Source organism: Pseudomonas sp. MONT-RG-20F-20-E-7-02 (genome assembly GCF_022662395.1).
In the GTDB taxonomy this organism is placed as follows: Bacteria; Pseudomonadota; Gammaproteobacteria; order Pseudomonadales; family Pseudomonadaceae; genus Aquipseudomonas.
In genome coordinates this window covers 215,287-228,792 of sequence record NZ_JAKNQN010000005.1, presented here as the reverse complement: position 1 = coordinate 228,792, position 13,506 = coordinate 215,287, and the positions used below count along the sequence as shown (strand labels likewise).

Below are 13,506 nucleotides of genomic sequence, written 5' to 3'. Positions count from 1 at the left end.
CCAACCAAACAGCCCATTTTGGTTCGAATCTTCCCGAGCACGCTGGCAGAACGCCACAGTTTCGAGCCTTAAACCCCTGTTTCAGGGCTTTAACGCTTCTTTTCGGAGCTTTGGTTTGGTTTTTGCATTTTCCTTGTATCAGCGTGTGCCTCAAGCCCGCGCCTTGCTCCAAAAGAGGTCCTGATGACCATCAGCGATGCACTGCACCGATTGTTACTCGACAACCTGACCACCGCGACCATATTGCTCAACGACGACCTGCGTCTTGAGTACATGAACCCGGCGGCGGAGATGCTCCTGGCTATCAGCGGCCAGCGCAGCCATGGGCAGTTCATCAGCGAATTGTTCACCGAGTCGGCCGAAGCCTTGAGCTCGTTGCGTCAGGCGGTGGAGCAGGCTCACCCGTTCACCAAGCGCGAAGCGATGCTCACTGCCCTCACCGGCCAGACGCTGACCGTCGACTACGCCGTAACCCCGATCCTGAGCAACGGCGCGACCTTGCTGCTGCTCGAAGTACACCCGCGCGACCGCCTGCTGCGCATCACCAAAGAAGAGGCGCAGCTGTCCAAGCAGGAAACCAGCAAGATGCTGGTGCGCGGCCTGGCCCATGAGATCAAGAACCCCTTGGGCGGGATTCGCGGCGCGGCGCAACTGCTGGCCCGCGAGCTGCCGGACGAGAACCTCAAGGACTACACCAACGTCATCATTGAGGAAGCCGACCGCCTGCGTAACTTGGTGGACCGCATGCTTGGCTCCAACAAGTTGCCGTCGCTGGCGATGACCAACGTGCACGAGGTGCTGGAGCGCGTTTGCCAGTTGGTGGAAGCCGAAAGCCAAGGCTGCATCACCCTGGTGCGCGATTACGACCCGAGCATTCCCGACGTGCTGATCGACCGCGAGCAGATGATCCAGGCGGTGCTCAATATCGTGCGCAACGCCATGCAGGCCATCAGCAGCCAGAACGAGTTGCGCCTGGGCCGCATCAGCCTGCGCACCCGCGCCCTGCGCCAGTTCACCATCGGCCACGTGCGCCATCGCCTGGTGACCAAGGTCGAGATCATCGACAACGGCCCGGGCATTCCTGCAGAGCTGCAGGAAACCATCTTTTTTCCCATGGTCAGCGGCCGTCCGGACGGTACCGGGCTGGGCCTGGCCATTACCCAGAACATCATCAGCCAGCACCAGGGTCTGATCGAATGTGAAAGCCATCCCGGCCACACCACGTTCTCGATCTTTCTGCCTCTGGAACAAGGAGCCCCATCGACATGAGCCGTAGTGAAACCGTCTGGATCGTCGATGACGACCGTTCTATCCGCTGGGTCCTCGAGAAAGCCTTGCAACAGGAAGGCATGACCACCCAGAGCTTCGACAGCGCCGACGGGGTGATGAGCCGCCTGGCACGCCAGCAGCCGGACGTGATCATCTCCGACATCCGCATGCCCGGCGCCAGTGGCCTGGACTTGCTGGCGCGCATCCGCGAACAGCACCCGCGCCTGCCGGTGATCATCATGACTGCGCACTCGGACCTGGACAGCGCTGTCGCGTCCTACCAGGGCGGCGCCTTTGAATACCTGCCCAAGCCCTTCGACGTGGACGAGGCGGTGGCGCTGGTCAAGCGCGCCAACCAGCACGCCCAGGAACAGCAGAACCAGGAAGCCCCGCCGGCCCTGACGCGCACCCCGGAAATCATCGGCGAAGCGCCGGCGATGCAGGAAGTGTTTCGCGCCATTGGCCGCTTGAGCCATTCCAACATCACCGTGCTGATCAACGGCGAATCGGGCACCGGTAAAGAACTGGTGGCGCATGCATTGCACCGTCACAGCCCACGGGCGGCCTCGCCGTTCATTGCGCTAAATATGGCGGCGATTCCCAAGGACTTGATGGAGTCAGAGCTGTTCGGCCACGAGAAAGGCGCGTTCACCGGCGCAGCCAACCTGCGTCGCGGCCGCTTTGAACAGGCGGATGGCGGCACGCTGTTCCTCGATGAAATCGGCGATATGCCGGCCGATACGCAAACCCGCTTGCTGCGCGTACTTGCCGACGGCGAGTTCTACCGTGTGGGTGGGCACACGCCGGTCAAGGTCGATGTGCGCATCATTGCGGCGACCCACCAGAACCTGGAAACCCTGGTGCATGCGGGCAAATTCCGTGAAGACTTGTTCCACCGTCTGAACGTGATCCGCATCCACATCCCACGCATGTCGGACCGTCGCGAAGATATCCCGACGCTCGCGCGGCACTTCCTCAGCCGCGCCGCCCAGGAGCTGGCCGTCGAGCCGAAGCTGCTGAAAAGCGAGACCGAGGAATACCTGAAGAACCTGCCGTGGCCGGGCAACGTGCGCCAGCTGGAGAACACCTGTCGCTGGATCACGGTGATGGCGTCTGGGCGCGAAGTGCATATCAGCGACTTGCCGCCAGAGCTGTTGAGCCTGCCGCAGGATTCGGCACCGGTGACCAACTGGGAGCAGGCACTGCGCCAATGGGCCGACCAGGCCCTGGCACGCGGCCAGTCGAACCTGCTGGACAGCGCCGTGCCGGCTTTCGAGCGGATCATGATCGAAACCGCCCTGAAGCACACCGCCGGCCGCCGCCGCGACGCCGCCGTGCTGCTGGGTTGGGGCCGCAATACCTTGACGCGCAAGATCAAGGAGTTGGGCATGAAGGTGGATGGTGGGGATGATGATGAGGGTGATGAGGGCTGATTGATCGTTCCCACGCTCTGCGTGGGAACGCAGCTCTGGACACTCCGCGTCTCACTTCAAAGTCGTGACGCGGAGCGTCACTGGAGGCATTCCCACGCGAAGCGTAGGAACGATCATCATCTAATGTGGGAGCGGGCTTGCCCGCGATGGCGGTGTGTCAGTCTACCGATGTCTGGCTGACCTACCGTTATCGCAGGCAAGCCAGCTCCCACATTTGTTTTACGCCAAGCCCAAGACCATGCACCGCTTCAATGCACCATGAACTAGCATCGCGCACGGATCCAACGCCTGAAAAACCTGCCTGATTGAAAAAATATTCAACCGTAAAAACACCAAAGCCCCGTATTCCGGGGCTTTGCGCTTTCTGGCAAATTTTTTTGGTGAGAATTGCAAACTCTGGCACGCGCCCTGCAATAACCCCTGCACTACTCAGTTTCGGGGACCTTGGTACAGGCAGGCCGAGAATCCCCTCTTTACACCCGGGGTGCTTGATGCGAACAGCGTCGTGCCCCACACCCGTTTCGGGAACCTCGGTACAGGCAGGCCGGGGATTCCCTCTTTAACACCGAAGCCTTTGGCTTCACCCCGTTTTGGGAGCCCTGGTACAGGCAGGCCGGGAACTCCCTTCTTTACACCCGGGGCTTATGCGGCACAGCGCCCATAGCCCCAGCCCGTTTTGGGAACCTTGGTACAGGCAGGCCGGGGATTCCCTCTTTTATTCCTCGCGCAGATGGATCTGCAGCCGCCAGCGGCCATCGGCCTTCTCCCCCTTCCACTCCCCGCGCAACGGCCGAGCCGCCACCAGGTTCAGCAGCAAGCCCGCATCGGTCTTGCGGGTGCGCCAATTCACATCCTTGTCGTTGACCTTGAGTTGCCCACTGGCGGCCACGCCCTGCGCGTCGAATAACAGCGCCACGGTGCCGTCGATATGCTCGCCGTGCAGCTTGGGTTCGCTGTTGAACCACACCACCAAGCCGTCGGCCGCCGTCTCCACCTGTTGCAGCGCGACCGGGTCCGGCGTGGTCAGGCGACCGATCATCAAGCCGATCATCAAGCCGACAATCGCCAATGAGCCCATGACCCGAGGCATAAGCTTCGGTCTTGGGTCGTCTTCAGGGGTAGAATGCAGCGCATCTTTGCCTTCGGAGCCGTGCATGTTTCACGTCATCCTTTTTCAACCAGAAATTCCGCCGAATACCGGCAACGTTATCAGGCTGTGCGCCAACAGTGGCTGCCACCTGCATTTGATCGAGCCGCTGGGCTTCGACATGGACGACAAACGCCTGCGCCGCGCCGGGCTGGACTACCACGAGTACGCCACGCTCAAGCGTCACGCCGACCTCGCAAGCTGCCTGGAAAGCCTGGGCCACCCACGGCTGTTCGCGTTCACCACCAAGGGCTCGCGGCCGTTTCATGATGCCAGCTTTGCCGAAGGCGACGCCTTCCTGTTCGGCCCTGAGAGCCGTGGCCTGCCGGCCGAGGTGCTTGACGCCCTGCCCGACGGCCATCGCCTGCGCTTGCCGATGCGCGAGGGTTGCCGCAGCTTGAACTTGTCCAACACCGTAGCCGTTGCCGTCTACGAAGGCTGGCGCCAGCTGGGCTTCAAGTAACACACAAAACAAAATGTGGGAGCTGGCTTGTGTGGGAGCCGGGCTTGCCCGCGATGCAAGCACCTCGGTGTGTCAGGCACACCGCGGTGAAGCTATCGCAGGCAAGCCAGCTACCACATAAGCCAGCTCCCACATTTTTTACCGCGTCGACTTACTGAACGGTCGATGAACCTTCTGTTTGCATACGCTGCAGTTCTTGCGCGTACAGCGCATCGAAGTTCACCGGAGCCAGCATCAGCGCAGGGAACGAGCCGCGGGTGACCAGGCTGTCCAGGGTCTCACGGGCATACGGGAACAGGATGTTCGGGCAGAACGCGCCCAGGGTGTGGCTCATGGAGGCTTCGTCCAGGCCCTGGATCAGGAAGATACCGGCCTGTTGCACTTCAGCGATGAACGCCACTTCTTCGCCGTTCTTGACGGTGACCGACAGGGTCAGCACGACTTCGTGGAAGTCGCCTTCCAGTGCCTTTTGACGGGTGTTCAGGTCCAGCGCAACGCTTGGGGTCCATTCCTGGCGGAAGATGGCCGGGCTTTTCGGCGCTTCGAACGACAGGTCACGCACGTAGATCCGCTGCAGCGAAAACTGTGGGCCTTGGTCTTGCGCTGCTTCAGTGTTCTGTTGGTCAGTCATCGCAGATCCTTCTTGATCTTGGGGTCTTTTAGGGTTTAGGAGTCAGACGAGCAGCAGCGCATCGAGTTTACCGGCGCGCTCCAGGGCGAACAGGTCATCGCATCCACCGACATGCTTGTCGCCGATCCAGATCTGCGGCACGGAGGTGCGTCCCGCTTTTTTGGTCATCTCGGCGCGCACTTGGGGTTTGCCGTCGACCTTGATCTCTTCGAAGGCAACGCCCTTTTTCTCAAGCAGAGCCTTGGCTCGCATGCAGTAAGGGCAATAATCGCTGGAATAAACGACAACCTGGCTCATATCACTTCACCAGCGGCAGGTTATCGGCCTTCCAGCTGCCGATACCGCCGGACAGTTTGGCGGCGGTGAAACCGGTCTTGAGCATCTCGCGGGCGTGGGTGCCGGCGTGCTGGCCTTGGGCGTCGACCAGAATGATGGTCTTGGCCTTGTATTTTTCCAGCTCGGCCAGGCGTGCGATCAGCTTGTCCTGCGGAATGTTCAGGGCGCCGACGATATGGCCTGCGGCAAAATCCTTGGCCGGGCGAATATCCACGACAACGGCCTCATCCTTGTTGACCAGTGCGGTCAGCTCCGACGTGCTCAGGCTGCGGCCACCGCGGCTCATTTCATGAGCGATCAGCAGCGCCAGCAGGATGACGAAGGCACCCGCGAGCAGGTAGTGGGCAGTGGCAAATGCAATCAGGTGATCAACCATCAAGGAGGTTCCAGGGCGTTAAAATGGCGGTAAGTATACACAGCCGTCAGGGGGGGCCAACCCCCGTAAAGCGGTGACGTGGTCGGAACTTCGCTTTAAACTGCTACTCCCTTTTAGATTGCCTTCCTTTATTACCGCCGCGAGAGGATCTATGACTACTACGCCTAAACCTTTGGTCCTGATAATTCTCGATGGCTTCGGACACAGTGAAAGCCACCACGACAACGCCGTTTACTCCGCCAAGAAGCCGGTACTCGACCGCCTCACCGCCACCTTACCCAACGGATTGATCTCGGGTTCCGGCATGGATGTAGGCTTGCCGGATGGCCAAATGGGCAACTCGGAAGTCGGCCACATGAACCTCGGCGCCGGACGAGTGGTATACCAAGACTTCACACGCGTGACCAAATCGATCCGCGACGGCGAGTTCTTCGAGAACCCGACGATCTGCGCAGCGGTAGATAAAGCAGTGGCAGCCGGCAAGGCCGTGCACTTCATGGGCCTGTTGTCTGATGGCGGCGTACACAGCCACCAGGATCACCTGGTCGCGATGGCCGAACTGGCGTTCAAGCGCGGCGCCGACAAGATCTACCTGCACGCCTTCCTCGACGGTCGCGACACGCCGCCGAAAAGCGCGCAATCGTCCATCGAACTGCTCGACGCCACCTTTGCAGCGCTGGGCAAAGGCCGCATCGCCAGCCTGGTTGGCCGCTACTTCGCCATGGACCGTGACAACCGTTGGGACCGCGTCGCCCAGGCCTACAACCTGATCGTCGACGGCCAGGCCGAATTCAACGCCGCCACCGCCCAGGAAGGCCTGGCTGCCGCCTACGCCCGTGGCGAGAGCGATGAATTCGTCAAGGCCACCACCATCGGCGAGCCGGTGAAAGTCGAAGACGGCGACGCCGTGGTGTTCATGAACTTCCGCGCCGACCGTGCCCGCGAGCTGAGCCATGTGTTTGTCGACGCCGGCTTCAAGGACTTCGAGCGCGCGCGTCAGCCGAAAGTCGAGTTCGTGATGCTCACCCAATACGCCGCCAACATCCCGGCCCCGTCGGCGTTCGCGCCGGGCAGCCTGGAAAACGTGCTGGGCGATTACCTGGCGAAAAACGGCAAGACCCAGCTGCGCATCGCCGAAACCGAGAAATACGCCCACGTGACCTTCTTCTTCTCCGGTGGCCGCGAAGAGCCGTTCCCGGGTGAAGAACGCATCCTGATTCCGTCGCCCAAAGTCGCCACCTACGACCTGCAGCCGGAAATGAGCGCGCCGGAAGTCACCGACAAAATCGTCGACGCCATCGACAACCAGCGTTATGACGTGATCGTGGTCAACTACGCCAACGGCGACATGGTCGGCCACAGCGGCAACCTGGAAGCGGCCGTCAAAGCCGTGGAATGCCTGGACCTGTGCGTCGGGCGCATCGTCGACGCCCTGGAAAAGGTCGGCGGCGAAGCGCTGATCACTGCCGACCACGGCAACTGCGAGCAGATGTCGGATGAATCCACCGGACAGGCCCACACTGCCCACACCACTGAACCAGTGCCGTTCATCTACGTCGGCAAGCGCGACCTGAAAGTGCGTGAAGGCGGCGTGTTGGCGGATGTGGCGCCGACCATGCTGAAGCTGATGGGGCTGGAGAAGCCGAAAGAGATGACCGGCACCTCGATTCTGGTCTGACCCCGGCATCACCACAAAACCAGTGTGGGAGCGGGCTTGCTCGCGAATGCGGTAGTTCAGTCGATATATTCAGCGACTGACACACCGTATTCGCGAGCAAGCCCGCTCCCACATTGGTTTTGCACCATTTGGAAGATATCTTTTTGCCATACCACCGCCACTCGGCACCTATCTTGCCTCCCAGCCTGAATTGGGCGTTTTTTTTGCCGCGCTTGGCGGGCATACTAGGCTGTCCCTTTCCCTGGTGTCGCCCGCCTCTATGCTTCGCGCCTTGATTACCCTCGCTCTAGTCTGCTTGCTCCAACCGGCGTTTGCCGATGAGCGCGCACAAACCCAACAACAGTTGGACGCTACGCGTCAGGACATTACCGAGCTGAAAAAACTGCTCGGCAAGCTCCAGGAAGAGAAATCCGGGGTGCAGAAAGACCTGCGCGGCACGGAAACCGAGATGGGCAAGCTCGAGAAGCAGGTCCAGGAGCTACAAAAAGAATTAAAGAAGAGCGAGTCGGAACTGGAGCGACTCGACGCTGAGAAAAAAAAACTCCAGAGCGCCCGCGTTGAACAACAACGCCTGATCGCCATCCAGGCCCGCGCCGCGTACCAGAGCGGCCGCCAGGAATACCTCAAACTGCTGCTCAACCAGCAGAACCCGGAAAAATTCGCGCGCACCCTCACCTATTACGACTACCTGAGTAAGGCACGCCTGGCGCAATTGAAGGGGTTTAACGAAACCCTGCGCCAACTGGCCAATGTCGAACAGGAAATTGCCGACCAACAGTCGCAGTTGCTCGACCAGAAAACCGCCCTCGACACCCAGCGCGACCAGCTCGACAAGGTCCGCAAGGAGCGCCAGCAAGCCCTGGCCAAGCTCAATGATGATGTAAAAGCCCGCGACGCCAAGCTGCAAGCGCGTGAGCAGGACCAGGCCGACTTGGCCAAAGTCCTTAAAACCATCGAAGAAACCCTGGCCCGTCAGGCACGTGAGGCCGAAGAAGCGCGGCAAAAAGCGCTGATCGCCCAGCAGGAAGCGGAAAAAAAGCGCCAGCGTGAAGCCGAACTGGCCGCTACGACGGACGCACCGGCACCGCGTAAACCGGCGCATGCAGCCCCTGGCCCGCTGGTTTCCAGCGCCGGCGAGAACTTCGGCGGCCCTTTTGCTTCAGCTCGCGGCAAACTTCCATGGCCTGTTGATGGTCGATTACTGGCACGCTTCGGTGAAACCCGTGGCGATGACACCCGCGCCAAGTGGGACGGGGTGATGATCAGCGCCGCCGCCGGCAGCCAGGTCCACGCCGTCCACGGTGGGCGCGTAGTGTTTGCCGATTGGCTGCGCGGTGCCGGTTTGTTGGTGATTCTTGACCACGGTAATGGCTATTTGAGTCTTTACGGCCACAATCAGACTTTACTCAAGTCGGCAGGTGATGTTGTAAAAGCCGGTGAATCCATCTCCACTGTCGGTAACAGTGGTGGCCAGGACACTCCGGCGCTGTACTTCGCTATTCGTCAGCAGGGCCGCCCGAGCGACCCTGCACAATGGTGCCGTTCCCAAGGATAGGGCCGCATCTACATTAGGAGTTCGTTCGACATGCTGCATTTGTCCCGCCTCACTTCGCTGGCCCTGACGATCGCCCTGGTGATCGGCGCGCCTCTGGCTTTTGCCGACCAGGCTGCTCCAGCTGCGCCCGCCGCCACGGCAGCGACCACCAAGGCGCCGCTGCCGCTGGACGAGCTGCGTACCTTTGCCGAGGTCATGGACCGGATCAAAGCCGCGTATGTCGAACCCGTAGATGACAAGACCCTGCTGGAAAATGCCATCAAGGGCATGCTCAGCAACCTCGACCCGCACTCCGCCTACCTCGGCCCGGAAGATTTCGCCGAGCTGCAGGAAAGCACCAGCGGTGAGTTCGGTGGCCTGGGCATCGAAGTCGGCTCTGAAGACGGCCAGATCAAAGTGGTCTCGCCTATCGACGACACGCCTGCTTCCAAGGCCGGTATCCAGGCCGGCGACTTGATCGTGAAGATCAACGGCCAGCCGACCCGTGGCCAGACCATGACCGAAGCCGTCGACAAGATGCGCGGCAAGCTCGGCCAGAAAATCACCCTGACCCTGGTGCGCGACGGCGGCAACCCGTTTGACGTGACCCTGGCCCGCGCGACCATCACGGTCAAGAGCGTGAAGAGCCAGCTGCTGGAGTCGGGCTACGGTTACATCCGTATCACCCAGTTCCAGGTCAAGACCGGCGACGAAGTGGCCAAGGCCCTGGCCAAGCTGCGCAAAGACAACGGCAAGAAACTCAACGGCATCGTGCTCGACCTGCGTAACAACCCAGGCGGTGTGCTGCAGGCGGCGGTGGAAGTGGTCGACCACTTCATCACCAAAGGCCTGATCGTCTACACCAAGGGCCGTATCGCCAACTCAGAGTTGCGCTTCTCGGCCACCGGCAATGACTTGAGCGAAGGCGTGCCACTGGCAGTGCTGATCAACGGCGGCAGCGCCTCGGCGTCGGAAATCGTCGCCGGTGCCCTGCAAGACCAGAAACGCGGCGTACTGATGGGCACCACCAGCTTCGGCAAAGGCTCGGTACAAACCGTGTTGCCGCTGAACAACGACCGCGCACTGAAGATCACCACGGCGCTGTACTACACGCCGAACGGTCGTTCGATCCAGGCCCAGGGCATCGTGCCGGACATCGAAGTACGCAAGGCCAAGATCACCAACGAGATCGACAGCGAGTACTACAAAGAGGCCGACCTGCAAGGTCACCTGGGCAATGGCAACGGCGGAGCCGACCAGCCAACCGGCAGCGGCGCCAAAGCCAAGCCGATGCCGCAGGACGATGATTACCAACTGGCCCAGGCGTTGAGCCTGCTTAAAGGCCTGAGCATCACGCGCAGCCGTTGATATGCGTTTTGCCCTGATCATTGCTGTGCTGTGCAGCCTGGCCGGGGTCGCCCACGCGACCCCGGCCAGCGAACCGCATAAAGCCTACCTGACCCTCATCATCGACGACCTGGGGCAAAACCTGCCCCGGGATCGCCGCGTACTGGCCCTGCCTGGGCCAGTAACCACCGCGATCATGCCGGACACGCCCCACGCCGCCGAATTCGCCCGCGAAGCGCACAAGGCCGGCAAGATCGTGATCCTGCACATGCCCATGGACCCGGCTACCGGGCCGTTCGCCTGGCACCCGGACCTGCCGATCGAAGAACTCGGCAAGCGCCTGGATGCTGCCTTCAAGGCCGTGCCCTACACCGCCGGCATCAACAACCACATGGGCAGTCGCATGACCGCCCAACGGGACGCCATGGCCTGGTTGATGGGCGAGCTGCAACGGCGCAACAAGTTCTTCGTCGACAGCCGCACCAGCGCGCAGACAGTGGCCGCCGCCGAAGCGCAGAAGATCGGCCTGGCGCATGTGTCGCGGGACGTATTCCTCGATGACGAGCGCACCGAAGCGGCCATTTCCACGCAACTGCAAACCGCGATCAAGCTGGCCCACAAGCAAGGCTCGGTGGTGATGATCGGCCATCCTTATCCGCAAACCCTGGCGGTTCTGGAGCGCGAGCTGCCCAAGCTCAAGGCGCAGGGCATTGACTGGATTGATATCAAGTTGATGATCAGCGTGCGCGGTAATCAGGCCATGGCCGGACACGGCAAGAACGGTCAGTACCGTTAAATAAGATGGCGACATTCCAGTGTGGGAGCTGGCTTGCCTGCGATAGCGATCTTTCAGTGACAAATAGGTCAACTGAACCACCGCTATCGCAGGCAAGCCAGCTCCCACAGTGACTTCTGCCAGTTACAGATACTTGGCCATGATCTCGTCGACTACGCCGTCTTTGCGCAGCTGGTCCAGCGCGGCCTGAAGCTTGGCCACCAGCTCATCCGGCACATCTTTGTTCAACGCAAGATAGAGCTGGGCGCTGTTGAAGCGCAGCACGGTCTTGAGCCCCGTCACGCCCACCTGACGCGCCAGGTAACGCCCGGCGGGATCACCCGTCGCCCATAGGTCGATCTGGCCATCCATGAGCTTTTGCGCGTTGTCCTGGTCGCGTAACACCACCAGCGGATTGAGGCCCTGCTTCTCCAGGGTTTCGGCAATGGCGTCGCCCTTGTAGGCGCCAATCTTGTAGCGCCGGGCGTGTTCAAGGTCCGCCAGCTCTATCTTGCTGTCAGCCTTGGCCAACATCACCCAATCGTCGGGGCCGATGGGACCCACCCATTTGAACAAGGCTTCACGATCCGACAGGCGCGCCATCACGAATACGCCGTAACCGGGTTTTTCCAGGGCGAGTTTGTAGATTCGCTCCCAAGGAAAACGCAGGGTCAGGTTGTAGGAAATGCCGGCACGCTTGAACGTCTCGCGCACGATGTCGACGGCGATGCCTTCGATGTTCTCGTCCTTGGCGAAGTTCTTGCCGTTTTTCGCCATGTTGTAGGGCGGGAAGTTTTCCGTCAGCAACACCAGAGAGGCGTCGGACGGCTCTTCGGCACGGGCCGAGCCTGCCAAAAGCATGGAAGTACTGGCGAGGGCGAGCAGCAGGTGTTTGAACATGAAGGTTACCGGAATCCATGGCAAGCGCAGAGAGTGCCGCGCGCCTGCCATGGTGTCCAGCAGCGTTTAGCGAACGACGATACCGCGCGCCGCCATGTAGGCCTTGGCCTCGGGAACGGTGTATTCGCCAAAGTGGAAAATACTCGCCGCCAGCACTGCGCTGGCATGGCCTTCGATCACGCCGTCGGCCAGGTGCTGCAGGTTGCCGACACCGCCGGAGGCGATCACTGGAATACCCAGCGCATCACTGATAGCGCGGGTTACGCCCAGGTCGAAGCCGTTTTTCATGCCGTCCTGGTCCATGCTGGTCAGCAGGATTTCACCGGCGCCCAGGCCTTCCATCTTCATCGCCCACTCCACCGCGTCCAGGCCGGTCGGCTTGCGACCGCCGTGGGTGAAGATCTCCCAGCGCGGGGTTTCGCCCGGGCCTGAGACTTTCTTGGCGTCGATGGCGACCACGATGCACTGCGAACCGAAGTGCTGCGCGGCCTCACCGACAAACTCCGGGTTGAACACGGCGGCGGTGTTGATCGAAACCTTGTCCGCACCGGCGTTGAGCAGGTTGCGGATGTCTTGCACCGTGCGCACGCCACCGCCCACGGTCAGCGGGATAAACACCTGGCTGGCCATGCGCTCGACGGTATGCAGCGTGGTGTCGCGGCCGTCAACGCTGGCGGTGATGTCGAGAAAGGTAATCTCGTCGGCACCTTGCTCATCGTAGCGACGGGCGATTTCCACCGGGTCGCCGGCGTCACGGATGTTCTCGAACTTGACGCCCTTGACCACGCGACCGTTGTCGACGTCCAGGCAAGGGATGATGCGTTTGGCCAGCGCCATGGTCAGTCCTCAGCCGTTGTAGGCGTCGCAGTAAGCCTGGGCTTCGGCGACGTCCAGGGTGCCTTCGTAGATCGCGCGGCCGGTGATGGCGCCGATGATGCCGGGCGCCTTGGCGTCCAGCAGCGATTTGATGTCGCCCAGGTTGTGAATGCCACCGGAGGCGATCACCGGAATCTTCGTGGCAGCCGCCAAAGCAGCGGTGAACGGTACGTTGCAGCCCTGCATCATGCCGTCTTTGGCGATGTCGGTATAAACGATGGCGGAGACGCCGTCGGCTTCGAACTGCTTGGCCAGGTCGATCACTTGCACGGTGCTGATTTCAGCCCAGCCGTCGGTGGCGACGAAACCGTCTTTGGCGTCCAGGCCGACAATCACCTTGCCCGGGAATGCACGGCAGGCTTCAGCGACGAACGCCGGATCTTTCACGGCCTTGGTGCCGATGATCACGTAGCTGACGCCGGCCTTGACGTAGTGCTCGATGGTTTCCAGGGAGCGGATACCGCCGCCGATCTGGATCGGCAGGTTCGGGTAGCGCTTGGCGATGGCGGTAACCACTTCGCCATTCACCGGCTGGCCTTCGAAGGCGCCGTTCAAGTCCACCAGATGCAGACGACGGCAGCCACCTTCTACCCATTTGGCAGCCATGCTCACCGGGTCATCGGAGAACACGGTGGAGTCTTCCATGCGGCCTTGGCGCAGGCGTACACAAGCGCCGTCCTTGAGATCGATAGCGGGGATAATCAGCATCTGGCAAACCTTATTCGATATTCAGCAATGCTT

Annotated in this window: 14 protein-coding genes; 7 read left to right on the top strand and 7 right to left on the bottom strand. The window is 61.2% G+C overall.

The window, feature by feature from the left end:
• Window positions 1–183: 183 nt before the first annotated feature.
• Both glnL and ntrC read left to right on the top strand, forming a co-directional pair.
• Window positions 184–1,269, top strand: coding sequence for a nitrogen regulation protein NR(II) (gene glnL, locus L8I05_RS16765; protein WP_016979130.1), 1,086 nt, complete (start codon window positions 184–186; stop codon window positions 1,267–1,269).
• Window positions 1,266–2,702, top strand: a complete 1,437-nt coding sequence (gene ntrC, locus L8I05_RS16760; protein WP_003218003.1) for a nitrogen regulation protein NR(I) — start codon at window positions 1,266–1,268, stop codon at window positions 2,700–2,702. Before glnL ends, ntrC begins: the two co-directional genes overlap by 4 nt.
• A 715-nt stretch (window positions 2,703–3,417) precedes the next feature.
• On the opposite strand, the gene L8I05_RS16755 is transcribed toward ntrC, so the two are convergent.
• Entirely contained in the window at window positions 3,418–3,858 is a 441-nt protein-coding gene (locus L8I05_RS16755) for a hypothetical protein (protein WP_242170340.1), read from the bottom strand.
• On the opposite strand from L8I05_RS16755, the gene L8I05_RS16750 reads away from it, so the two are divergent.
• Window positions 3,857–4,312, top strand: coding sequence for a tRNA (cytidine(34)-2'-O)-methyltransferase (locus tag L8I05_RS16750; protein ID WP_003171120.1), 456 nt, complete (start codon window positions 3,857–3,859; stop codon window positions 4,310–4,312). The two genes, L8I05_RS16755 and L8I05_RS16750, sit on opposite strands and share 2 nt — an antisense overlap.
• Before the next feature lie 151 nt (window positions 4,313–4,463).
• Here L8I05_RS16750 and secB read toward each other — a convergent pair whose 3' ends face one another.
• From secB to L8I05_RS16735, 3 genes are read right to left on the bottom strand one after another with little or no spacing between them, the layout of a single operon-like run.
• Window positions 4,464–4,943 carry a protein-export chaperone SecB gene (gene secB, locus L8I05_RS16745; protein WP_106577478.1) on the bottom strand — a complete coding sequence of 160 codons (480 nt, stop codon included), beginning with the start codon at window positions 4,941–4,943 and terminating at the stop codon, window positions 4,464–4,466.
• A 42-nt stretch (window positions 4,944–4,985) separates the two neighbouring features.
• Window positions 4,986–5,240, bottom strand: coding sequence for a glutaredoxin 3 (gene grxC, locus L8I05_RS16740; RefSeq protein WP_053253893.1), 255 nt, complete (start codon window positions 5,238–5,240; stop codon window positions 4,986–4,988).
• Window position 5,241: 1 nt separating this feature from the next.
• Window positions 5,242–5,655, bottom strand: a complete 414-nt coding sequence (locus L8I05_RS16735; RefSeq protein ID WP_053253892.1) for a rhodanese-like domain-containing protein — start codon at window positions 5,653–5,655, stop codon at window positions 5,242–5,244.
• 151 nt (window positions 5,656–5,806) lie between these two features.
• On the opposite strand from L8I05_RS16735, the gene gpmI reads away from it, so the two are divergent.
• The 4 genes from gpmI (at window position 5,807) to L8I05_RS16715 (ending at window position 11,010) form a co-directional block, all read left to right on the top strand.
• Window positions 5,807–7,333 carry a 2,3-bisphosphoglycerate-independent phosphoglycerate mutase gene (gpmI, locus tag L8I05_RS16730; RefSeq protein WP_242170338.1) on the top strand — a complete coding sequence of 509 codons (1,527 nt, stop codon included), beginning with the start codon at window positions 5,807–5,809 and terminating at the stop codon, window positions 7,331–7,333.
• Window positions 7,334–7,592: 259 nt separating this feature from the next.
• A complete protein-coding gene (locus L8I05_RS16725) occupies window positions 7,593–8,888 on the top strand; it encodes a murein hydrolase activator EnvC (protein ID WP_242170335.1) in 1,296 nt (431 codons plus the stop codon).
• A gap of 30 nt (window positions 8,889–8,918) precedes the next feature.
• Window positions 8,919–10,235, top strand: coding sequence for a S41 family peptidase (locus L8I05_RS16720; protein ID WP_242170333.1), 1,317 nt, complete (start codon window positions 8,919–8,921; stop codon window positions 10,233–10,235).
• A gap of 1 nt (window position 10,236) precedes the next feature.
• Window positions 10,237–11,010, top strand: coding sequence for a divergent polysaccharide deacetylase family protein (locus L8I05_RS16715; protein WP_197625931.1), 774 nt, complete (start codon window positions 10,237–10,239; stop codon window positions 11,008–11,010).
• 123 nt (window positions 11,011–11,133) lie between these two features.
• Here the strand turns inward: L8I05_RS16715 and L8I05_RS16710 are convergent, their stop codons facing one another.
• From L8I05_RS16710 to hisA, 3 genes are all read right to left on the bottom strand, one after another.
• Window positions 11,134–11,889 carry an ABC transporter substrate-binding protein gene (locus tag L8I05_RS16710; protein WP_242170331.1) on the bottom strand — a complete coding sequence of 252 codons (756 nt, stop codon included), beginning with the start codon at window positions 11,887–11,889 and terminating at the stop codon, window positions 11,134–11,136.
• 66 nt (window positions 11,890–11,955) lie between these two features.
• Window positions 11,956–12,726 carry an imidazole glycerol phosphate synthase subunit HisF gene (gene hisF / locus L8I05_RS16705; protein ID WP_003171107.1) on the bottom strand — a complete coding sequence of 257 codons (771 nt, stop codon included), beginning with the start codon at window positions 12,724–12,726 and terminating at the stop codon, window positions 11,956–11,958.
• A 9-nt stretch (window positions 12,727–12,735) separates the two neighbouring features.
• Entirely contained in the window at window positions 12,736–13,473 is a 738-nt protein-coding gene (gene hisA, locus L8I05_RS16700) for a 1-(5-phosphoribosyl)-5-[(5-phosphoribosylamino)methylideneamino]imidazole-4-carboxamide isomerase (RefSeq protein WP_003187784.1), read from the bottom strand.
• Window positions 13,474–13,506 lie beyond the last annotated feature (33 nt).